General features: G+C 61.3%; 21 protein-coding genes, 1 tRNA gene and 1 pseudogene. 8 read left to right on the top strand and 15 right to left on the bottom strand.

Annotated elements, in window-relative coordinates:
- Nucleotides 1-17 precede the first annotated feature (17 nt).
- Nucleotides 18-887 (top strand): glucose-1-phosphate thymidylyltransferase RfbA, encoded by an 870-nt coding sequence (gene rfbA, locus QHC67_RS05630; RefSeq protein ID WP_319292201.1) that lies wholly within the window; start codon nt 18-20, stop codon nt 885-887.
- A 1,100-nt stretch (nt 888-1,987) separates the two neighbouring features.
- Here rfbA and QHC67_RS05625 read toward each other — a convergent pair.
- From QHC67_RS05625 to QHC67_RS05580, 10 genes and pseudogenes are all read right to left on the bottom strand, one after another.
- Nucleotides 1,988-2,212, bottom strand: a complete 225-nt coding sequence (locus QHC67_RS05625; RefSeq protein WP_319292198.1) for a hypothetical protein — start codon at nt 2,210-2,212, stop codon at nt 1,988-1,990.
- 238 nt (nt 2,213-2,450) lie between these two features.
- A complete protein-coding gene (fahA, locus tag QHC67_RS05620; RefSeq protein WP_319292195.1) occupies nt 2,451-3,752 on the bottom strand; it encodes a fumarylacetoacetase in 1,302 nt (433 codons plus the stop codon).
- Entirely contained in the window at nt 3,749-5,026 is a 1,278-nt protein-coding gene (hmgA, locus tag QHC67_RS05615; protein WP_319292192.1) for a homogentisate 1,2-dioxygenase, read from the bottom strand. The genes fahA and hmgA overlap by 4 nt, the downstream gene beginning before the upstream one ends.
- An 84-nt stretch (nt 5,027-5,110) precedes the next feature.
- Entirely contained in the window at nt 5,111-6,151 is a 1,041-nt protein-coding gene (gene hppD, locus QHC67_RS05610; protein ID WP_319292190.1) for a 4-hydroxyphenylpyruvate dioxygenase, read from the bottom strand.
- Nucleotides 6,152-6,343: 192 nt separating this feature from the next.
- Nucleotides 6,344-8,077 (bottom strand): CocE/NonD family hydrolase, encoded by a 1,734-nt coding sequence (locus QHC67_RS05605; RefSeq protein WP_319292187.1) that lies wholly within the window; start codon nt 8,075-8,077, stop codon nt 6,344-6,346.
- Between the two features lie 323 nt (nt 8,078-8,400).
- Nucleotides 8,401-9,726: an ATP-binding protein gene (locus tag QHC67_RS05600; protein ID WP_319292184.1), complete on the bottom strand. Its 1,326-nt coding sequence runs from the start codon at nt 9,724-9,726 to the stop codon at nt 8,401-8,403.
- Between the two features lie 299 nt (nt 9,727-10,025).
- Nucleotides 10,026-10,652 (bottom strand): carbonic anhydrase, encoded by a 627-nt coding sequence (locus tag QHC67_RS05595; protein WP_319292181.1) that lies wholly within the window; start codon nt 10,650-10,652, stop codon nt 10,026-10,028.
- A 608-nt stretch (nt 10,653-11,260) separates the two neighbouring features.
- A tRNA-Leu gene (locus QHC67_RS05590) sits at nt 11,261-11,347 on the bottom strand.
- A gap of 129 nt (nt 11,348-11,476) precedes the next feature.
- Entirely contained in the window at nt 11,477-12,106 is a 630-nt protein-coding gene (locus QHC67_RS05585; RefSeq protein WP_319292227.1) for a thioredoxin, read from the bottom strand.
- Nucleotides 12,107-12,250: 144 nt separating this feature from the next.
- Nucleotides 12,251-12,346, bottom strand: a pseudogene (locus tag QHC67_RS05580) (MJ0042-type zinc finger domain-containing protein); the annotation flags it as partial.
- Between the two features lie 175 nt (nt 12,347-12,521).
- On the opposite strand from QHC67_RS05580, the gene ftsE reads away from it, so the two are divergent.
- Genes ftsE through QHC67_RS05560 form a run of 4 tightly spaced genes read left to right on the top strand, consistent with a single transcriptional unit; the run spans nt 12,522 to nt 15,388 of the window.
- Nucleotides 12,522-13,232 (top strand): cell division ATP-binding protein FtsE, encoded by a 711-nt coding sequence (gene ftsE / locus QHC67_RS05575; RefSeq protein ID WP_319292178.1) that lies wholly within the window; start codon nt 12,522-12,524, stop codon nt 13,230-13,232.
- Nucleotides 13,229-14,149: a cell division protein FtsX gene (locus tag QHC67_RS05570; protein ID WP_413818494.1), complete on the top strand. Its 921-nt coding sequence runs from the start codon at nt 13,229-13,231 to the stop codon at nt 14,147-14,149. The genes ftsE and QHC67_RS05570 overlap by 4 nt, the downstream gene beginning before the upstream one ends.
- Nucleotides 14,146-14,676, top strand: a complete 531-nt coding sequence (locus tag QHC67_RS05565) for a YdcF family protein (protein WP_319292173.1) — start codon at nt 14,146-14,148, stop codon at nt 14,674-14,676. Before QHC67_RS05570 ends, QHC67_RS05565 begins: the two co-directional genes overlap by 4 nt.
- Nucleotides 14,677-14,686: 10 nt before the next feature.
- Nucleotides 14,687-15,388, top strand: coding sequence for a lysophospholipid acyltransferase family protein (locus QHC67_RS05560; protein WP_319292170.1), 702 nt, complete (start codon nt 14,687-14,689; stop codon nt 15,386-15,388).
- Here the strand turns inward: QHC67_RS05560 and QHC67_RS05555 are convergent.
- Complete coding sequence (locus QHC67_RS05555; protein WP_319292224.1) at nt 15,385-15,975, bottom strand: ankyrin repeat domain-containing protein; 591 nt, start codon at nt 15,973-15,975, stop codon at nt 15,385-15,387. The two genes, QHC67_RS05560 and QHC67_RS05555, sit on opposite strands and share 4 nt — an antisense overlap.
- Before the next feature lie 91 nt (nt 15,976-16,066).
- Between QHC67_RS05555 and QHC67_RS05550 the strand changes: the two genes are divergently transcribed.
- The 3 genes from QHC67_RS05550 to QHC67_RS05540 are packed head-to-tail and all read left to right on the top strand — an operon-like array spanning nt 16,067 to nt 17,800.
- Entirely contained in the window at nt 16,067-16,687 is a 621-nt protein-coding gene (locus QHC67_RS05550; protein ID WP_319292166.1) for an SCO family protein, read from the top strand.
- Nucleotides 16,675-17,109, top strand: coding sequence for a YcgN family cysteine cluster protein (locus QHC67_RS05545; protein WP_319292163.1), 435 nt, complete (start codon nt 16,675-16,677; stop codon nt 17,107-17,109). Before QHC67_RS05550 ends, QHC67_RS05545 begins: the two co-directional genes overlap by 13 nt.
- Nucleotides 17,090-17,800: a SprT family zinc-dependent metalloprotease gene (locus QHC67_RS05540; protein WP_319292160.1), complete on the top strand. Its 711-nt coding sequence runs from the start codon at nt 17,090-17,092 to the stop codon at nt 17,798-17,800. Before QHC67_RS05545 ends, QHC67_RS05540 begins: the two co-directional genes overlap by 20 nt.
- On the opposite strand, the gene QHC67_RS05535 is transcribed toward QHC67_RS05540, so the two are convergent.
- The 4 genes from QHC67_RS05535 to QHC67_RS05520 all read right to left on the bottom strand — a co-directional run bounded on the left by QHC67_RS05535 (nt 17,797) and on the right by QHC67_RS05520 (nt 22,118).
- Nucleotides 17,797-19,881 carry a PBP1A family penicillin-binding protein gene (locus tag QHC67_RS05535; protein WP_319292158.1) on the bottom strand — a complete coding sequence of 695 codons (2,085 nt, stop codon included), beginning with the start codon at nt 19,879-19,881 and terminating at the stop codon, nt 17,797-17,799. The two genes, QHC67_RS05540 and QHC67_RS05535, sit on opposite strands and share 4 nt — an antisense overlap.
- 69 nt (nt 19,882-19,950) lie before the next feature.
- On the bottom strand, nt 19,951-20,355 hold the full coding sequence (gene msrB, locus QHC67_RS05530) for a peptide-methionine (R)-S-oxide reductase MsrB (RefSeq protein ID WP_319292155.1): 405 nt from the start codon (nt 20,353-20,355) through the stop codon (nt 19,951-19,953).
- 36 nt (nt 20,356-20,391) lie between these two features.
- A complete protein-coding gene (locus tag QHC67_RS05525; protein WP_319292152.1) occupies nt 20,392-21,471 on the bottom strand; it encodes an NAD(P)/FAD-dependent oxidoreductase in 1,080 nt (359 codons plus the stop codon).
- Nucleotides 21,468-22,118 carry a methyltransferase domain-containing protein gene (locus QHC67_RS05520; protein ID WP_319292221.1) on the bottom strand — a complete coding sequence of 217 codons (651 nt, stop codon included), beginning with the start codon at nt 22,116-22,118 and terminating at the stop codon, nt 21,468-21,470. The genes QHC67_RS05525 and QHC67_RS05520 overlap by 4 nt, the downstream gene beginning before the upstream one ends.

Below are 22,118 nucleotides of genomic sequence, written 5' to 3'. Positions count from 1 at the left end.
TTTCAAGGGAATTATCAATGAAGGGCATCATTTTGGCCGGCGGCAGCGGTACGCGCCTGTATCCCATGACGCTGTCGACGTCGAAGCAACTGATGCCGGTCTATGACAAGCCGATGATCTACTATCCACTGACCACGCTGATGTTGGCGGGGATTCGGGAGGTGCTGATCATCTCTACTCCGCGCGATTTGCCTGCTTTTCATGCGCTGCTGGGCGATGGGGCGGCCTGGGGGATGACTCTGGAATATGCCGAGCAGCCCAGCCCCGATGGTCTGGCGCAAGCCTATATCATCGGCGCCGATTTCGTCGCGGGCCAGCATTCCGCGCTAATCCTCGGCGACAACATCTATCATGGGCATGGCCTGCCCGAAATTCTTGCCAATGCCTCGTCACGGAGCGAGGGGGCCAGCGTCTTTGCTTATCATGTCCATGACCCCGAACGCTATGGCGTGGTCAGCTTCGACGATGCCATGAAGGCCGTTACCATTGAGGAAAAGCCGGAAAGCCCCAAATCGAACTGGGCGGTCACAGGCCTTTACTTCTATGACGAGCAAGTGGTCGACATCGCCGCCAACATGAAGCCCTCACAGCGCGGAGAACTGGAGATTACCGACGTCAACCGCGTCTATCTGGAACGCGGGGACCTGCATGTCGAAATTATGGGCCGCGGCTATGCCTGGCTCGACACCGGCACACCCGATAGCTTGCTAGACGCCGCAGAGTTCGTCCGCGTACTGGAAAAGAGGCAGGGTTTTAAAATCGCGAGCCCGGAAGAAATTGCTTTTCGCCAAGGTTTCATAGATGAATCGCAGTTGTCGAAGGCCATCAATAAACTCGGCAAGTCTGACTATGGTAGTTATCTGAAGAAGATAATCACGGGCATATGAGTCCAGGAGAGTTGGGATGTCGATCTATTGTTCCTTGACGAAGCTCGCGTTTGCACGTGCTCGATCCACTTAGTTTCACCGAACTGCAAACCGTCACCTAATAGGTTCTGATCACGACGTGACACACTGTTCGCGCCGCTGCTGTTGGATACTGCAAAAGGCGCATGAACATTTCCATTCGGGAACGTGACGATATCAATTTGCGTTAGGGAGCATGCATGCGCGTGAACCGGCAACGTTCTGTTTCCACTGGGCTTTACTCGAAACTTACGTTCACAAGATGCAATTTCCATTTTTATGACGGTGAAATTTTTATGACCGAATTTATGACCAAGATCCGAAAATTAACAAATTACCGTTATATATTAGTAAAGTTAGGCGGACTCCCGCTCCGCCAAGATCTCTCACAGCGGTATGCAAGAGACCACTGAATCGCGTTTCTCCCTGATTGCCAATAGTTAGAAGACCGAGCGGCCTCAACCGTCCATGCCTGTCCTGGCCTTATCTAACGACTTGAAGGGGCTCGCCAGGATATCTACCGGACACCGAACCATGCTTAGAGATGCCAAGGCCCGCAAGGCCAAGCGGCCCCCTAAGCCCTACGAACCTGCCGACGCCAATCGCCTTTCCTGCTGGTCCCACCGAGCGGCGGGAAGCTTTGGCGCTGGAACTATGGGCGCGACGGCAAGAACAGACGGTGGCCCTCGACGCTACCCCCCTATTGACGCTCGCGGGAAGGCGACCCTATGCTAATCGATGAAACGCTGGCCTGAGCGATCCTGACCCATGTCTTCCTGTCCGCGCTGTACACGTCTTGGTGTGAATCACCGCCAATGAGCAACGCTCACCAAGTGCGGGATAATGCTTTACAGCGGTCACCGATCAGAGCGACTATGTCCGGCAAGGTTACGAGCCGTCCGAGATGACCGATGGCCTTTGTCTTGCAGATCCTGCTCCGCCTCAACGCGATTCCGCGATCTCAACGCGAAGATCCTCGCCGACCGGGTTTGCGGTCGGGAGGGTACGGGGCTCCTCGAGCAGCGTCATCTGCCGTCGCCCCACGCCAGCCAAGTCTACCTGTTGGCCGGGCGGGCCGGTCCCTAGGAGACAGGCGCGCGTAGAGTAACACCAAAGCCAAATCCAGCGCCGTGGTGCGAGATCATCACTGCTGGCGCGGCAGATTTTTCCGCGATCCAGCGGTTTACATCATCTGCATCTGCGCTGAGATGGCGACTGATTGCATTGAGAACCCGCAGATTTTTGAGCAGATGGATATCACAGGCCACCAGGCCACCGCCGTCACCGTCGCCCTGATGATGGCGCAATCGTTACAATTCGCCGGAGCAAGGACGGCAAGGGATAAGACTCTGAGTAGTTCTGGCCCTGTGTCATTCCTATTCAGGCGTCGGCACAACCCCTGCGAGTCCAGCGCTCGACAGAACCTCATCACCCTGCCCCCCACACCCAGATCCAAAGCCATCTGATCATCTGCCATGACCTTGAGCTTACGCGTGATTCAGGCGCGATAGGCGGTGCCCGAACGCCAATAGCCCTGCAGTCGGATCATGGTGCGCCCAGCGCTGGAAGCACGACCGCGCGGCAGGCTCCGAAACCGATGGATCGAAAACCTTCGGCCCGGGCCGTTGCCGACAGGATGATCTCGTCGCCATCATCAAGGAAGCTGCGTTTCTCTCCGGTTGGTAGCTCGATAGGCTGTGTGCCGCCGCGCGTGATCTCCATCAGGCTTCCGAAGCCGTCCTCGGTCGGTGCCGAAATCGTACCGGTGCCGAGCAGGTCTCCCGGCCTGAGGTTGCATCCATTCGATGTATGGTGGGCGACCATTTGGGCGACCGTCCAGTACATGTTGGTGGCAAGGCCGTGGCTCAACCGGTACGGAGGCAAAGCGCTATCTCGCATGATCTGGGTAACCAGATGAACTTCCAGATCGATAGCGAGTTCGCCATGCTGCTGGTCCCTTTCGTCCCAGAGATATGGCAGCGGATGGGGATCGCCCTCTTGCCGCGCGGACTGTGCGGCCCGGAACGGCGCCAGCGCTTCAGCAGTCACGACCCAGGGTGAGATTGTGGATTGGAAGCTCTTGGCCAGAAAGGGGCCGAGCGGCTGATACTCCCAAGCTTGGAGGTCACGCGCCGACCAGTCGTTGAGCAGGCAAAAACCGGCGACGTGCCGCTCTGCCTCGCGGATCGGGATGGCCGTGCCGAGCGGATTGCCCTGCCCTACCCACACGCCGAGTTCCAGCTCGTAATCCAGGCGCTGGCTGGGCCCGAAAGCGGGGCTGTCGGAATCAGGCGCCTTGTGTTGACCGTTGGGCCTCAGGACTGGGACGCCGGATTGGCGCACCGAAGAGGCGCGTCCATGATAACCGATGGGCACCCATTTATAATTGGGCAAAAGTGGATTGTCGGGGCGGAACTGCCGTCCGATATTGTTGGCGTGGTGGATGCCAACGTAAAAGTCCGTATAGTCCCCGATCGCGCATGGCAGGTGCAGCGTGCATTCGGCCGCTGCGTTCAGCGCCGGCTCCACCTGGTCGCGATGCCGCCCGTCAGACAGCAGTTCCGACAAGCGATGACGCAGCGCTCTCCGGTCGTCGCAGGGAAGGGCAAGTAAGGCGTTGAGAGTCTGGCCACCCATGACATTGGCAGCTGCTGCGGGAAGCAAGCTGGCGACGCGCGTCAGGTCCAGTATGTGATCACCGATTGCCACGCCAGGTCGTGGGGTGGAGTCGCCAACGCTGAAAATGCCGAACGGCAGGTTTTGGATCGGAAAGTCTAGGTGATCCGTTGCACCCTCGACCCAGCTGATCAGGGACGGGTCGTGCGTTTCGTCGGTCCCGCCGATCATACCGGTAACTCAGCCTTTTCGAAGCCGGTCCAAACAGAATCGTAATCAAGCTGCGCCGTCGGTGTTTCGTTCGCCCAGCGTGTGGTAAGGATCGGTAAGCGCGTTTCGAACATGAAGGCCATCATATTCTCGATTTTGCACGGCTTGAGATCGGCCGAGACCGCTTTTGCGTAGCTCGCCTGATCGGGGCCGTGGCTGTTCATCTGGTTGTGAAGACTGGCGCCGCCCGGAGCGAACCCGCCTGCCTTTGCGTCGTAGACTCCGCTAATCAGGCCCATGAACTCGCTCATGACGTTACGATGGAACCAAGGCGGGCGGAGCGTATCCTCGGCCACCGTCCAGCGGGGCGGGAAGATTACGAAGTCGCAATTGGCAGTGCCGGGCATATCCGAGCGACTGGTCAGCACGGTAAAGATCGACGGGTCCGGATGGTCGAAGCTGACGGTGTTGATCGCGTTGAAGCGCTTCAGATCATAGCGACAGGGCGCCAGGTTGCCGTGCCAGGCAACCACATCGAAGGGGGAATGGCCAAGGGTTGTCGTCCATAACCCCCCACCGAATTTCTGAATCACTTCGAACGGCTCGTCGGAGTCCTCGTACCAGGAGATCGGCGTCTCGAAATCGCGCGAGTTGGCCAGGCCGTTCGCGCCGATCGGTCCCAGCTCGGGAAGGCGGAACAAGGATCCGTAGTTCTCACAGACATACCCTCGTGCCGATCCGTCGGGCAGCGCGACGCGAAACCGCAGGCCCCGTGGAATAACCGCGATCTGGAGAGGCGCGAGCTCGATTTGCCCTTGCTCGGTGTCGATCAGCAGGCGCCCCTGTTCGGGCACGATCAGCAGTTCGCCGTCGGCCGAAAAGAAGGCTCTCCTCTCCATGGATCGGGTGGCGGCGTAGAGGTGGATACCTATGCCGAGCTGCGTCTCTACGTTGCCGTTGCCGCCATAGCTGACCAACCCGTCGATCCAGTCCGTTGGGTGGTCTGGCATGGGCAAGGGATCCCATCGTAGTCTGTTAGGATTGGGTGGCACCTCGTTAAACGGCCCCGTGCGCAGGTGCTTGGCGCCATGATAGGGCTGGAATGCGGGATGATTGGCTGTCGGGCGCAGACGGTACAGCCAAGCGCGCCGGTTCTCGCTTCGCGGCGCAGTGAAAGCAGTGCCAGACAATTGCTCCGCATAGAGTCCGTACGGTACTTTCTGGGGGGAGTTGCGACCGACGGGCAGAGCGCCCGGCCTGGCTTCCGTCGCGAAATCGTTGCCAAAGCCTGGCATGTATCTGGCGTCCAAGCCAGCTCGCAAGGATGCAGGGGAGGCCGATCGTTCCGCCGTCATGATTGCTCTCCCTGTCCGTGAGGCTTACGCGTCGACCTTGATCACACCGCGACGGATCTGGTCGAGCTCAATACTCTCGAACAGCGCCTGGAAATTGCCGTTGCCGAAGCCCTCGTTGCCCTTGCGCTGGATGATCTCGAAGAAGATCGGGCCGAACATGTTCTCGGTGAAAATCTGGAGCAGGATGCCTTCGTCGTTGACGCTGCCGTCGATCAGGATGCGATTCTGACGGAGCCGCTCGAGGTCCTCGCCATGGCCGGGGACGCGCTTGTCGACCAGCTCGTAATAGGTCTCGACCGTGTCCTGAAGCTTCACGCCGCGGGCGCGAAGTTTCTCGACCGTGCGGTAGATATCGTTAGTGGCCAGCGCGAGGTGCTGGATGCCCTCGCCATGATATTCGCGAATGAATTCCTCGATCTGGCTCTTTTCGTCCTGGCTTTCGTTCAAGGGGATGCGGATCGCGTGATCGGGAGCGATCAACGCCTGGCTGAACAGCCCGGTCGCCTGGCCCTTGATGTCGAAATACTTCTGCTCCTCGAACCCGAACAGCGTCTTGTAGAACTCGCTCCACACCCGCATCTGGCCGCGCCGGACATTGTGTGTGAGGTGGTCCAGCAGGTTGAGCCCCACATTGTTCTCGACTTCGGCTTCCTCCCATCCGGGAAGCTCAGCCCAATCGGCATAGAGATCGATCCCGTCCTGAATGAAGTAGAGATACGAGCCCCCGATGCCCTCGATGACGGTATCGTCCTCGATCGTCCGGGTGGCGCCGTTCTCCAGCGCCCATTTCATCGCCGCTTCCGGATCGGCGACACGGAAAGCCATCGCGCTGGCAGAAGCCCCGTGCTCGTTGCGAAACTGCGCGACGCGGCCGTCGGCGTCGCGGTTGAGCATCAGATTGATGTGACCCTGCTTGTAGCGGGTGATGTTCTTGGTCGGATGGCGGTGGCTGGCGACGAAGCCGAGCTGCTCGAATTGCACCGCCATCGCCGCGGGGTCGGGCGAGGTGAATTCGACAAACTCGAAGCCGTTGAGGCCTAGCGGGTTGGCGTCCGAATGTTCCATGCAACGACTCGCTTCATATGGTATCAATTGATACCAACTTGATGCATGAGGGATTTGGTGTCAAACGATACTATATGGCCGGACGCCGAAGCGCATCTCGGGGTGAACGGGCCTTTGACCGCTGGGCCTGTCAAAAAGGCGTGACGATGACCGCCGTCGGCATGGCAGGTCTATGGACGATACTCTCACCGACTATCGCTCTATGACGGGAAGGATCAACCTGCTCGGATAAAGTGCTCCATGATGAACACGGTTCACCGCCACGAGCATGTCCTTCTCGGCCTCGCGCGCGATGAACCCGCCAGTGTTGCTGTTGCGATCATAGCGGGGGAAATTGCTGCTGGAGATGTCGACGCGAATGCGATGCCCGGCAAGGAACACATTGGAGGTGACCTGCATGTCGATTTCGGCCTCGTAAACGCGTCCCGGCTCCATCATCGTGGGTGAAGAGAGACCCTCGCGGTAACGCATGCGAATGATGCCATCGCACAGATTGATAGCCCGGCCATCGGGGAAAACATCCACGAGCTTTGCTGTGAAATCGGTGTCGACGGCTGACGAAGACACGAACAACCGCATCTTGACGAAGCCCGTGACCTCCACATCGTGATCGAGCACGGGCGAGGCGAAGCAGAGGATGTCATCGCGGCCGTCGATCCGCCGTTGGTCCACCGGACCTATAAAACCGAAGCCGTCTGGAAGGAGAGAGCCGCCAGCGGTCGGCACTGGCCGGGACGGGTCATAAAGCAAGGTGTCCCGGCGATCTTCGCCGGGCGCCTCCCGGGTCAGGGTTCCTGCGCCGGCGGACGTATTCGCCGGGCCTTCGCCGCCGAGAAAATATTCAACATATTGGGTGTCAGGCAACGGCCATTCTTGCTCATCCCGCCATTGGTCGATTCCCATGACGAAGATACGAACCGGGGCGTCATTGGCGTTCGCGGAAACGTCACCGCGCAGCCAACGATCGAAATGACGGACATGAACAGCGGAGGAATCGACCATGTCGCTGCTAGCCGCCAGCCCGAAATCCCGGTCCGGATACCGCCCCGTATAATTGAGATGGTCCCAAGGCCCAATCACCAGGCGCGCTCCCGCGCGTGCCTCCTCGGTCGCGGCGCCCGCGCGGAACTTCACGAAATCCTTGACGCTGGCGTTTACGAACAAGTCGTACCAGCCGGCGAGGCATAGCGGCGGTGCAGTCATCTGTGGAATTGCGGGCCTGAAATCCTGCTTTTTCCAGAAATCGTCATAATCCGGGTGGTCGAGAATATCGTCCAGCCAGTTCCCTCGCCGAAAGACCGGATTTTCGGCGACTGGGGTGACCCTGTTGGTGGGGAGACCAGCGCTCATGGTATTGCCGAGGGCGATCAGTTCCGCCATGTCGCCGCGGCCAGCGGCCAGTTCCCGCTGCGCCTCGAAGGCATACATCATCGTATGCCACCAACTGACCACGCTGAGCGACAGCGCTCCACCGGGCGAGTACCAAAGCCCTTCATACCATTCCATGGCGGCGACCATGGGCGCGGTCGCCTTCAAGGCCGGTGGCCGCTCGCTTGCAGCGGCCCACTGTACCATGCCCAGATAGGAAGGCCCGTAGGTCCCCACCGTTCCGTCCGACCAGGGCTGGCGCACGATCCATTCGACGGTGTCGCGGCCATCTGCCGGCTCATCGACCTTCGGAGTGAACTGTCCCTCGGAGCGAAAGGTGCCGCGCGTGTCCTGCATGACGACGGCATATCCCGCCCGCAGAAAGCCGAGCAGTGAAGGGATCATGCCTTGGCCCAACCACGGGCCAACATCCTTGCCATAGGGAACGCGCAGCAGGAGCGTTGGCCCCCGGCCTTCGGCAGGCCGCCAGACATTAGCGCACAACTTCGTCCCGTCACTCATTGAGATAAAAGTGTCAGGCTCGTAGATGAACTGCATGGTTGCGCCTCAATGTTAATATGAACTGCGACTGCCGTAGCCACGCAACCCAGTCGGGCTCCGCAACATCACTTCTCCTGATATGATGTCTTTCTGCTATGTCACCAGTCTGATCAGGTCAACGGCATCAGGGCCAACGGCTCACCGTCTGGCGGCTGAAGCAGAGGCATCGGGCGACGTGCAGGCGAAGCTCACCGCCGAGCTTGGATCGCCGCAACTCAGGATGTGCCTCCAGCTGCCAATTGGCGTCACACCAGCCGTGTAGGGATGGCGACGAACAGAATTGTCGCAGCATTGCGCTTCTCACTACGATTATACCGTCTTCAGTCGACGATTGAAGCGACAGGCACAGTCACCACGACCACCAAGCCGCCTTCCGAGGCATTGGTGAAGTGCAGATTTCCGCCAAATCGCTTCAGCAGATGGTTTGCGGTCGGGATTCCCAGACCGAAACCCGAGGTGTCGCGCGCCCTGGCCTGATCCAGGCGAAAGAAGGGATCGAGAATGTTGCCCAGATACTGCTCCGGAATTCCAGGGCCATTGTCTTCGATGACGATTTGCCAACCGCGATCGCCCTGATCTACGGTCACACGAACCTTGTCGCCATGGCGGAAGGCGTTGTCGAGGAGAGGCTGCAGAGCGAGCATCAGCGGCTCACGCCAGGTCCGGACTATGGCGTTCGCGGGCGCGATTAGTTCGGCCGGCTTTCCAAAGCTCGCCAGCAGATCCCCGGTTGCGGATACCAGGTCAACTGACTCTGGTTCCGCACCAAGGTGCTGCGCGCGGAGAAATTGCTGAAGGGACATGAGCATCGCTTCCATCTCGTCGGCACTGGAGCCGACGAGGCGGGCAATATCGCTGTCGGACACGAAATCGGCAGCGATCTTAAGCCGGGAAAGCGGCGTCCGCAGATCATGGCTGATCGCCTCGAACGACTTGGCTTGTTCCTCGACCAGGCCGGAGATTCTCGCCTGCATATCGTTCATGGAACGGGCAAGGTGCCGCAGGTCGGCGGCGCCCGCCTCGCGTAGAGGCACGTGGCGGCCTTTGCCGATAGCGTCCGCCGCTTCGGATAATGTGCGCAAAGGTGTCGTTAGAAAACGAAGAGCCAGGAAGCCTCCCGCAATGCACAGCAGCGTTATCACGAGCGTCAGAGCAGTGGCTCGCAGCGCAATGGGCCAGCTTGAGGAAATATCATCGGAACGAAAATTGAGCCAAGTTCCATCCGCCAGCCGCAAGGAACCTATAAGGTCGCGCTGGCCAAGCCGTCCGGTCTCGACCGAGAGGTGGAGCGTCTTACCCGCAAGCGCCGGTTCCCAACGGACGATGAAGGCGGCGATCTCCGCAGTGGCTGCAGACGAATTCGGATGGCCGATGACGGGTTCCGGCGCCAAGGAGGCAACCAAATGGCGCGTCGTCATGATGCGTGGAGTAAGGGCCGGGTCCACCTGATGGACGCGGTCGCTGACGATCAGCAACTCAGCGACGCGTCTGGCATGATCTTGCAGTACCGTCTGCCGGTCGATTGCGTCATAGAAGATCAGGCTCGCTCCAACCTGTATCACGCCAATAGTGAACAGGAGGAACGCAGCGTATACGACCAGCCGCCGCGAGCGAAGCCGCTCCAGAATGCCAGTGCTTTTTGCCATTATGAGCGATCTTGTGGCCTTATTGGTCCTTGCCGCAATCGGAAATCTGCATGATGCGGTACAGGCGAAATCCTCTTTCCTGTACCTGCGCCGTGACCGGGGACGGTGTCAACAGACAGCAGACCACTTTGCCAGTCAGGAGCGGATGGTACGCGCACGATGCAGATTGTCGCTCACATGAGGGCAAACTTCGCCCGCAACCGACCTTTGAAGCAGGCTTGCTGCCGAACTTCCAGGCAGACACCGCATTCAGCGCTGCCTGCCTGGAGAAGATGTCCGTCAATCCAATGCGGCCATCCTCATAGCCAGCGTACCCGACCGGTTGCGAGTTCATAGACCGCGCCCACGACCTTCAACTCGCCGCGCTCCTGTGGTTCAAGAAGCATGGGTTCAGAAAAGCGCTGCAGTCGCTCGACCATGCGCCGGACGTTTTCCTCGACCGCCGTGTCGACCAGCCTCTCCTCACCGACATTGCGCTGCGCCGCCAGGACCGCGGGGACGATGGGCTCGATCATACGGGCAATACTCCCCGGAAACCGCGTGTCTTTAGTCACGACATCCGCCGCGGCGGCCACGGCTCCACATTTCTCATGTCCCAGAACAACGATAAGGGGAACCTTCAGCACGGCCACCGAATATTCGATGGAACCCATGCCGGCGGTATCGACATTGTTACCGGCTGTCCGAACGATGAACAGTTCGCCAAGACCCGCTCCAAACAGCAGTTCCGGACCCACGCGGGAGTCCGAGCAGCCCACGAGGGTTGCGAACGGCTGCTGCCCTTCGGCGAGCGCCAGTCGCCGCTCGCGCGACAGATCAGACGACAACGGCTGGTCGGCTACGAAAGCGTCGTTGCCGCTAACCAGCCGCTGCAGAGCTTCATCCGGGGTCGGTTGCGTGGCAAGTATGCTGACGGATGTCGCCAATGATATTCTCCTCTTTAACTTCGGTGTTCGCTCTGAAGATGGAGATCGTTGATCACAACCGCATTGCTCTTTTGTAACATTTGGTTTCCATGCTGCAGAAAATGCCGGTGCTGAAGCGATCTGCCCATCGACACTGAGTTACAGGCCACATATTCGATTTTCCGTATGGCCGAGCTGTATCTGGATAGCACCGAAACTACCGGGCGCTGTGTAGATGATAGGCGTCGTCGGCAGCCGCTTAGGTGGGCTCTCCCGTAACCTCTACAGGCGCGGAAGGTCCGCATGATGCCAAGGTTCTGGGGGAGCCTTGAGAGGTCCGGTCGATCCATCCCTCCGGCTGTGCTTTCCATTTCGCGGCCTGGATGCCCTCCAGATTGGCACCAATTGCAGGGCGAAATGCCTTACCCACCTTGGTCATCGACAGATCGCAGGTGGATGGATGGATTACGCCAAGTTGGGCGCGAGACTCGATATCCAGTAGAGGCCCGGATGGGCGCAATCGGCCTCCGTTCGCCAATTTTCCCCTGACTACCGCTGTAAGGAGGGGTCCGTTAGAACATAGGCCATGTCACCTGTTCGGACACCCTACCAGTATGTCATGCACTGACTGGTGCGGTCGAGAAGACTCGAACTTCCACGGCCTTTCGGCCACAACGACCTCAACGTTGCGCGTCTACCAATTCCGCCACGACCGCACTGTTCATGATAGAGCCGGACGGACCGGCAACTGGCAGGCGCTGGCAAGTAGCAAAGGCGCATCGGCCATGCAAGGGCGGAATACGTTGTTTTATCCCCTCAAGCGAAGAGCCCGAAAAGGCCGTTTCTCACCGGCTGCGATCGACGAATCCCAAGGAAAGATTCTCGGCATTCTTGGGGATATCAAGCCTGCTTTCGTTTATCGACGCTTCCTCGCCTGGCTTGAGCTTTGCTTTATCAGCCTTTGTCGTCCAGCTGAAAACCAGCTTGCTCTGCCTGTCCCGCAACTCGACCAGCACCGGCGGCACCGCTTGGGCCGTTTCGCCGCTGTTGACGATCCGTGCACTGAACGCGAAATATTCTTCGCCGGTCGGCAGCTTGCGCCTTTCCGCTGGCTTGGCGAGGTAGAAGAGCAGATCGGGCTCCTCATTATCCGCTGCAATGCCAAGGTTTACGGCCCAGTTCGGCGCCCCGAACACATAGATCGCGGCTCCGGCCGCGCTGATGAGAAGGAAAAAGATAATCGCAGCCGTCATCCACATGCGAGCAGGATTACGTCTGGGGCGAAAGGGCGGCTCCGGGGCAAAGCTGTCGAACAAGCCCGGCACTGCCGGGTCGGAAGCCGCAGCAGCCGCTGGAGGTTCAGTTGCGACAGCCAGGGGGGGCTTCACATCCTCCACATGACCTTCTGCTTCTGCGTCCAGATGCTGAGCCTGTGGCTCGGGAAGAGTTGGTTCTTCGCCATGTTCTGACGCCAACGGAGGTTCTACATCCTCGCTGCTTCCCGCCCTCGCTGGAGCCTGTTCCGGCGCCAAGGACCGAGGCTGATCAGGCGCAAGCTGCTCCGGTTCCGCGGCAGTCTCACGGAGCGGCAGAACGGCAGGGTCCTGAAACCAGCTGTGCTTACAGGATGCGCAACGCACTTGGCGCCCGTTAGAGCCGATGGCGCTGTCGGGCACGATATAGCGCGTAGCGCACTTCGGACAATTGAGGATCATTACACTTCATAAGCATCCAAGGGAGTCGAGAGCAAGCGGCGAACGCAACACGCCGCAAAGCTGCATGCCGCTTCGCTATGGACCCTGATTAGGTCCGGCCACTTTACGGCTGTACGGTGCTGTGCAATTGCTGTCGTACCCGTGCTAGAAGACGGGCATCGTCAGCAGGATCAGCATGTCCAGCATTGTTCAGTTTGAAAATGTAGGATTGCGCTACGGCCTCGGCAGCGAAACATTGAGCGACGTAAGTTTCTCGCTGCACGCAGGCGGATTCTATTTTTTGACCGGCGCGTCCGGGGCAGGCAAGACGTCGCTCCTCAAGCTTCTATATCTGGCGCAAAGGCCCAGTCGCGGTGTCATCCGCCTGTTCAATGAGGATGTCGTCACGCTCCCGCGCAAGCGCCTGCCGGGGTTCAGGCGCCGCATCGGCGTGGTGTTCCAGGATTTCCGCCTGGTTCCGCACCTTTCGACTTATGACAACATTGCCCTGCCGCTACGCGTATCGGGTATGATGGAGAGCGAGATCGCGGCTCCCGTGGCGGAAATGCTTGGCTGGGTGGGTCTGGCGGACCGGGCCGATGCTCGCCCGGCAACGCTTTCCGGCGGCGAACAGCAACGCGTCGCCATCGCGCGGGCGGTTATCGGCCGACCGGAGATCCTGATCGCCGATGAGCCGACCGGGAACGTGGACCCGGACATGGCCGACCGGCTGCTCACATTGTTCGAGGCGCTGAACAAGCTTGGCACCACGCTCGTCGTGGCTACGCATGACATCCCCCTGATTGGCAAGGTCGCAGGCGCGCATATGATGCGGCTGGATCGCGGGCGGCTTCAGGACCCCACGGGCGCGTTGCGCTATCCTCCCAGACGATCCGACATGAAATGAAGGCGCGGATACGAACATCGCGCCGCGCTCGCGCCGATAGCGGCATGGCGGCCCGGAACCGGTTGCTACCCGAGGGACGAGGGGCCGGACCCATGCCCTGGGTCATCGCCATCATGATGTTCCTCACCGTGCTGATGGCGGCGGCAGGTTTGGGCCTTTTCCATGCAGCGCAACTGCTGAGCCGCGACCTTGCAGGCGGGGCCACGGTGCAGGTCATCGAAGCCGATGCAGTATCGAGGCAGGACACCGTAGCGCGCCTGAAGCAGGTCCTGGCGCGTGCTCCCGAGGTCGCGAAGGTTGAGATCGTTCCCGAAAGCACGCTGCTGGATCAGCTGCGGCCGTGGCTGGGGGACGATCTAGCGTCCAGCGACTTGCCGGTGCCCGCGCTTATCGACGTGCAACTGCGCTCCGACGCGCCACAGGTGCTTGCCAGCTTGCGGAGCAGGATAGCACCCATATCCGCCGGCGTGCGAGTTGAGCCGCACGCGAAATTCCTGGGACCACTTTCCGGGCTGATGCGTTCCCTGGCGTGGCTTGCAGCTGGCATCATCCTGCTGATGGCGATAGCAACCGGAGCGGTCGTGATCCTGGCCGCCCGCGGCGCACATGACAGCCACCGCGCAACGATCGACGTCCTGCACCTTATGGGGGCAACCGACGTGCAGATTGCCCGCCTTTTCCAACGGCGGATGGCGCTGGACGCGCTATTTGGCGGGACCTTGGGATTTGCAGGTGCAGTCGCCGTGATCCTTATCGTAGCGCAAAGGCTCAAGAGCACCGGGTCGGATATCGTGCAAAGTATCGCGCTACCGGGAGAAACCTGGCTGCTGCTCGCTGCGCTGCCGATTGCGGGCGTTGGGCTCGCGATGCTGACCGCCCGGATGACGGTCCTCACGGCGCTGGAGCGGCAATTGTGATCGTCAGGATAGTGTCGCTGACATTCGTGGCGTGGGTGCTTGGCTTTGCCTGGTTCGGCGCCTTTCTCCCGCAGCCGCTGGACGGGCGCACCACCGACGCCATCGTCGTGCTGACCGGAGGAGCCGGGCGCATAGATCGGGGTCTCGTGCTGCTGAAAGACGGCGCTGCGAAACGCATGTTGATATCGGGCGTCGACCGCTCGGTGCGGCCCGTCGAGCTGGCGGATCGCTACAAGGTGCCGATGCGGTTGTTCGATTGCTGCGTCACCCTGGGTCGGGAAGCCATCGATACGCGCTCCAATGCTTTGGAGACCGGACGCTGGCTTGACCGCCGCAACTTTCATACGGTCCGGCTGATTACTACGGACTGGCACATGCGGCGCGCGGCCTTGGAACTGAGGCAGGCACTGCCGCGCGATGTCACGCTGGTCTATGATGCCGTGCCTAGCCGCCCGAGCCTGACGGTGCTGTTCAAGGAATATAACAAATATCTGCTTCGCCGCATTGTGGCGTGGATTGGAATATGAAGGCTCCGCAATGACAGCGCTTCGTTCGCTTGCCTTCATGGCAGTTTTCTATGGTCTCTCCGTCTTCTGGGTGCTTTGGGCGATCGCAGCCGCGCCCTTTGGTGCGCGGCACGTGCAGTTCGCCGCTACGCGCTGGAGCCGGTTCCACCGCGCCTGCGCTCGTGTGCTGCTGGGGCAGAAGGTGAAGGTCGAAGGGACGCTCCCTTCCGAACCGATGCTCTATGTCTTCAAACATGAATCGATGTTCGAAGCCATCGACCTGCTGTGCCTCTTCGACGCTCCCATGGTCGCGGCCAAGAAGGAACTGACCGACTTGCCTTTATGGGGGAAGGCGGCGCGGCTGTACGGCCTGATCCCCGTGGAGCGGACAGCGGGCCCGGCGGCGATGCGCGCCTTGCGCAAGGCGGCTCTCGAAGGGCTTGCCACCGGGCGGCCCATCTGTCTGTTTCCCGAAGGAACGCGCGTGCCGCACGGACAGGCGCCTTCGTTGCGCGCAGGCTTTGCCGGGCTCTACATGCTGTTGAAAGTCCCCGTCGTGCCCGTAGCGGTCGATAGCGGGCGTATCTCTCCGCGTCGTGGCTGGCTGAAGAGGCCGGGCACCATCACCTACCGGGTTGGTGAAACGATCCCGGCAGGCTTGCCTCGCCACGAAGCGGAGGCGCGCGCGCATACCGCGATAAACGCGCTCAATGGTGTGACCCGCCCCGCCTAGAAAGTGGGACCCTGCACCGCGCTGTTGACAGGCTTTGCCGGTTTTGCGGCAGCCAGCGCTTCGGTAAGTCCCGTCGCGCGGCCTTCGCGTTCTGCATAATCGCGGGCGGACATGCCGGCGATCGCGTCGCGCTTGTCGGGATTGGCACCCTGCGCCACGAGGAGGCGCACCATCGCAAGGTCCCGTAGCTGCACCGCCCGAACCAGCGCGGTTTCGCCATTGTCGTTAGCCTTGTCGATCGTCGCGCCATTGGCGAGCAGCACTCTCGCGCCGTCCAGCCAGCGCAGCTGCGTCGCCACCATGAGCGGCGTGTCGCCTGCGGCATTCGCAAGATCGGGCTTGCCGCCCTTCGCCAGCATGAAATTGAGCCAGGCCAGGTCCCGCCGCGCCACGACGATGTGAAGCGCCGTCTCGCCACTCTTCACGTCGCGCGTGTTGATGACCGTGCCGCCGGGCTTGTCCATCAGCTTCATAGCCTTTTCGCCGTCGCGATCGCGCACGGCCTTCAGGAAGTTGAAGCTGTCGGAGAATTGAGCCTGGGCCACATGGGGTATCAGCAGTCCGGCCATCGGCACGCCTATCATCATGCTGCGCCCCGCAATCCCGAGCACCGCGCGCATCAACTGCCGTTTCATTCCATCACCCTGTTGCCAATTGCTAAATGCAACTTAGCAGGGCATGGCTGGCTACGCTATGAACAAAGCACAGTTTATCCTCGCCGCCCTTGCCCTTGCCGGAATGTCCGCCTGCTCTCCGGGCGGGAAATCCGATTCCGCGCAAGAGGCGCCGCTTGCTGGCGCGCGCATCGGCGCGCCCTTCACGCTGACAAATCAGGATGGCCAGCGCGTGAGTTGGGACAGCTTCAAGGGCAAGTATCGGCTGGTCTATTTCGGCTATACCTACTGCCCGGATGTGTGTCCGGTAGACCTGCAGAAGATCACGCAGGCTTTTCGGGAATTCGAGAAGCAGGACCCGGCACGCGCCGCCAGTGTCCAGCCGATTTTCATCACCGTCGATCCCGAGCGCGATACTGTTTCCGTCATCAAGAACTATGTAACCGCTTTCCATCCGCGGCTTGTCGGCTTGACCGGAACGCCGAAGGAAATAGCCAAGGTGGCGAAGGATTTTGCGGTGATCTACGGCAAGGAAAGCCAGGGCAAGGACTATCTGGTCAGCCACAGCCGCACGCCTTATCTGTTTGGCCCGAACGGCAATCCGATCGCGCTGATCCCCGTTGGCGATAACAATGAAGGTTCGGCCAATCCCGTTCTCGACGTTCTAGATCAATGGGTGAAGTAGCGTTCTGGGAGAAGCCGCTCGCCGCGCTCAACCGCGAGGAGTGGGAAGCCTTGTGCGACGGTTGCGGAAAATGCTGCCTGCACAAGGTGGAGGATGAGGACACCGGCGATATCTATCCGACGAACGTCGCCTGCCGTCTGCTGGATCGTGACAGCGGGCAGTGCTCCAATTATCGGGGACGGCGGGCGTTCGTGCCCGATTGCGTGCGGCTGACGGCGAAGCTTGTCGATCAGATTAGCTGGCTTCCGCGTACCTGCGCCTATCGGCTGCGCGGCGAAGGCAAGCCCTTGCCGGAGTGGCATTATCTGATCAGCGGAGATCGCGAAGCGGTGCATCGCGCGCGTGAGTCCGTGCGCGGCTGGACTGTGGCGGAAGTGAAAGCAGGTGATCTGGAAAACCATATTGTCGATCGGGACATCTGATCCCGCAATCACCGTCGATGGAACGCGTGTCGCGGTGCGTATCCGCCGCTCGGCCCGCGCGCGCACCTACCGGCTGACGCTGGACGCCAAGCGTGGGGAACTGCGCCTCTCCATGCCGGTGCGGGCCAGCATCCGGAAGGCGCTCGGCTGGGCGCAGGATCACGAAGCCTGGGTGCGGGAGCAGATGGCGCAGGCTCCGGCGCTCGTTCAACTCGGCGACGGCGTGATTTTCATGCTGGAAGGCCGGGAGGTGCTCATCGCCTGGAACTCGGATGCGCCGCGCAGTGTGAAGCGGGAAGGTGATGCGCTCATCGTCGGCGGCCCGGCGGATGCCATCGGCGCGCGCGTGCTCCGCTGGCTCAAGGCAGAAGCGAAGCGGGTGCTCGAAGCGGAGACGCGCTCGCTGGCGCAGAAGCATGGCCTGCATGTCGCTACAGTGGGGATCGGTGACCCAAAGTCCCGCTGGGGCAGTTGCGCATCGACCGGGGTTATTCGCTACAGTTGGCGGCTAATCCTGTGCCCGCCCGATGTCCGCCGCGCTACGGTCGCGCATGAAGTCGCGCATCTGCTGCACATGGATCACAGCCCTGCCTTTCACGCCGCCCATGCGCATTTGCTGGGAAGCGATCCGAAGCCTGCGCGCGCCTGGCTGAAGGCCCATGGCGCGGGCCTGCATGGCGTCGGCGTCTAATCCGGCGGTTCCACTCGCGGACGTTCGCGGGCGGGGCGTTCGCGGCCCAGAACATTGTCGATCCAGTTCTGATCCATGCGCGGCGGCGCCACGATTTCCTCGGTGCTCTCGTCGGCGGGCGGGGGCGCTTCTTGAGTGGGCGTTTCGACACTTCCGCGTTCGTTCGGCATTCCGTTTTCATCGACGTACATGCCATTGTCCGGCTGACCGAAATAGGATTCCTCGTCAGGTTCAAGCTGCCATTCGGGTAGCGTGACCTGCGTCTCGAAAGGCTCGGCGGGGCGTTTGGCGACCGCGACCTTCATGTACTGCGCAAAAGCCTGAGCGGGTGCGCGGCCACCCTGCAGCCCGCCTACCGCGCGGGCATTGTCCCGGCCCATCCACACTCCGGTGGTGATCCCGCTGGAGAAGCCCATGAACCAGCCATCCTTGTTGCTGTTCGTGGTGCCCGTCTTGCCTGCGACCGGGCGACCGATCTGCGCCGCCTTACCCGTGCCGGTGTTGACGGCGGTTTGCAGCAGGTCGGTGATCCCGGCGGCGACCCAGGGCGCGACCAGCACGCGGCTCGTGTCGTCCTCATGGTTGTAAAGCAGGCGGCCGTCGGCTGTCGTCACCTTGACGATGCCATAGGGGGTCACCGCCACGCCCTTGCGTGACACTGAAGCGAAAGCACGTGTGAGGTCGATCAGCCGCACGTCAGATGTGCCAAGGACCATCGACGGATGCGTGTTCACCGGCGTCGTGATGCCGAACCGGCGCGCCATGTCCGCGATGGTGGGGAAGCCGACTTCCATGCCCAGCTTCGCCGCGACGGTATTGATCGAATAGGCAAAGGCCGTGCGGATATCCATGTCGCCTGAATAGCGGCCGGAGCTATTGCGCGGCTGCCACCCGTCGATGTCCACGGGTTCATCCTTGACCGCCGTGTCGGGCGTATAGCCCGCCTCCAGCGCAGCCATGTAGACGAACAGCTTGAAGGCCGAACCTGGCTGGCGCACCGCTTGCGTGGCGCGGTTGTAGTTCGACGTCACATAGTCGTTGCCGCCGACCATCGCTCGCACGGCTCCGTCACGATCGAGCGAGACGAGCGCGCCCTGCGTACCAGCCGGCGTGTTGTTCTTGATCGCGGCGGTGGCGGCGCGCTGCATGCCAAGGTCGATGGTGGTCCACACCTCCAGCGGCTCGGCAGGCTCGTCGACCAGCGTATCGAGTTGCGGCAGCGCCCAGTCAGTGAAGTAGCGGACGCTGTTCTGCGGCGGTTCGGGCGCGAGCTTCACGCCCGCAAGGTCCGCGTCCGCGCGCTCGACGGCAGTGATCGCGCCATTGTTTCGCATGACGTCCAGCACGACACCGGCGCGGCCAATCGCCGCGTCCGCATCGGCAGTGGGCGAGTAGCTGGACGGCGCTTTCACCAGACCTGCAATTATGGCCGCTTCCGGCAGGCTGAGATCAGTTGCAGCGTGCCCGAAGAATTTGCGGCTGGCAGCGTCGACGCCGTAAGCGCCGCCGCCGAAATACACCTTGTTGAGGTACAGTTCCAGGATCTGACGCTTGGAGAACTTCCGCTCCAGCGCCAGCGCCAGGATCATCTCCCGTATCTTCCGGCCGAAAGTATAGCTGTTGTTGAGGAAGATGTTGCGTGTCACCTGCTGGGTGATCGTCGAAGCGCCCTGCAGGCGACGACCCTTGCCGCGATTTTCCAGCGCTACCCAGGCCGCACGGGCCAGACCGATGGGATCGATGCCCGGATGATGGTAAAAACGCTTGTCTTCGACGGAGACCATGGCGTCCGTCATCACCTTCGGGATCTGGTCGAACGAGAGCCAACGCCCGAAACTCGGTCCGAGCGACACGATAACACTGCCATCGGCGGCATGCACCCGGATCATCTGCCCATTGGGAGACGATTTTAGCGCCTCGTAATTAGGCAGCGACTGCATCGCGACGACGACCGCGACGGCCAAAGCAATTATGCCCGCTACGACGGCGAGCGCCCCGACCTTGAGGCTGCGGAGAAACCACCGCTTCACCTTGCCAGGCGCGCCGCCCGCTGCTGCCTTGTTCTTGCCCGCTCGTGCCATTCTGTTCGCCGGATACGCGTTAACCCCGTCTGCTACAAGCGGGCGGCGGCTTTATGGCGGCTGAACGCGCTATTCGGCTTCGTCGCGCGGTTTGAAGTCCAATGAAGCACTGTTCATGCAGTAACGCAGGCCGTTGACGCCTGGACCATCGGGAAAGACATGGCCAAGGTGCCCGTCGCACTTGGCGCAACGGACTTCCACGCGGCGCATACCGTGGCTGTCGTCCACCACTTCTTCGACCACTTCGGCATCGACGGGCGCGGTGAAGCTGGGCCACCCGGAGCCGCTGTCATATTTTTCCCCGGCGTCGAACAATTCAGTCCCGCACCCCGCGCAGTAATAGACGCCGTCCACCTTGTTCGCATTCAGCGCGCCCGTGAAGGCCCGCTCCGTACCCGCTTCGCGAAGCACGTGATAGCGTTCGGGGGAGAGACGTTGGCGCCATTCGGCGTCGGTCAGATGCAGCTTTTCCATGCCGGTGATATGGGATGCTCTGATGATACGATCAAGTCACCGGACCCGGGTCAGCCGCGCAACGATGTTTGCCGCGCCCGGCATCGCGGCGAGTGCCCGCGCCAGGGCAGGCCGGTCGCCAAGCCCCTTCAGCAGGCCCGCCAGCATGATCGGCTGGGCGACGCGGCGGGCGAATTGCTCTTGGTGGGAAGAAGCTCCGCCTGCACCGCTTGCGAGCCAATGGTTCACGGCGCTCTGGGCGCTGGCAAGAGCAATGCCCACGCCTTCTCCCGCGATCGACGGAATGACCGCCGCCTGGTCGCCGAGACGAAACATTCCGGAGCGCGTTTCTTTTGCCCGCCACCCATAAGGAACGTTGCCGATAGCATCGATCTTGGGGTTCGGAGGCATGTCGGCCAGCCGGTCCGCCAAAAAGGGCATCTCGTCCGCCAGTTGTACGAACAAGGCAGCGGGATCGCCCCCGGCATCGGAAAGACGGCTCTTGCGAACGGCCATGCAGGCATTGACGCTACCGTCTTCCTGACAGACCAGCCCGAGATAGCCCCGGTCGAACAGGTGCAACTCGATCCGTCCGCCTATTTTTTGCATCAGGGTAGCGGCGAAGGGCAGGCGCATTCGCAAACCAAGCTCGGGATCGTGCGTACTGCCATGCGGACGCGGCATACCGCGCAAATCGGTCTTGCCGGTCGCGAGGAACAGGCTGCTCCATGGCACGCTCTCGCCAGTGTGCAGAGTGATGTCGGTGCCGCCGAGGCTGCGGACAGGGTGCCCGCGTCGAACATCGACACCGCTTGTGCCAGCGTAATCCAGAAGCGCGGTATCGAGTGCCTTGCGCGAAAGTCCCATTGCTGGCGCCGGCAGCCGCGCAACCTGTTCCTTGCCGCCGACATAAAGAGCCATGTGCGTGACGCGATGGCCGCCAAGGTCGTCAGGATCTAGGCCCAGCGCCGCAAGACGCTCGATCGTCTGCCAGCTTAAAAACCCGCCGCAGATAGTGTCGCCCGGCATGTCCAACCGCTCGAACAGCGTCGCCTGGACACCCGCTTGCGCCAGCGCGATACCTGCCGCCGCTCCAGCGGGCCCGCCCCCGACGATAAGCGGCGGGTGCGGGCTCACTTATGGCGCTCGACGCATAAGCGGAAAGGGAAGGCCCGGTCGACCTGCGCCACGCCCGCCAATCCAGCGTGCGCAAGCATCGTCTCCCACTCTCCGGGGCGGAAGCTGCGGGCGATGGACAATTGCCCATCCTCGCGCACGATCCGGTGCACGCCGAGCAGGCGAGCCAGCAAAGGATAGCCGTAATAGGCAAAGGCGTGGCGATGGAGATCGTTCACGAACCAGCCACGCTGCGCGACATTTTCCATGAACATCAGGAAGTCCAGCCGCTGCCGGTCGCTCATATGATGCGTGACAAGGCTGGAGACGACGAAGTCCCATGGTTCCTCGCTGAGCGCGGCATAGTCGCCGGTCCGATATTCAATGGTCGCGCCCGAGGGGTGCCGTGCTTGCGCCACCGCTTCGCTTCTAGGGTTCAGATCAATGCCGACCAGATCGCAGGCGATGGTGCGCTTCGACGCCCACCGCCAGATAGCGCGCAGCATCCCGCCGTCGCCATATCCCACATCCAGCAGGCGGAAGGGCGCAGGTCCCGAACGGCCGAGAAATTGCAAAGTGGGACGCGCCGCCATCGTGACTCTATTGACGCGAGCGAGTCCCGCCAGCACCTGCGCATATGTCGCAGGCGAGAGAGTCTCGGCGTCCAT

The organism is Sphingobium sp. (genome assembly GCF_033795625.1).
GTDB lineage: Bacteria > Pseudomonadota > Alphaproteobacteria > Sphingomonadales > Sphingomonadaceae > Sphingobium.
The sequence above is the reverse complement of the archived record's forward strand: the minus strand, read 5'-3'. Positions and strand labels throughout refer to the sequence as shown.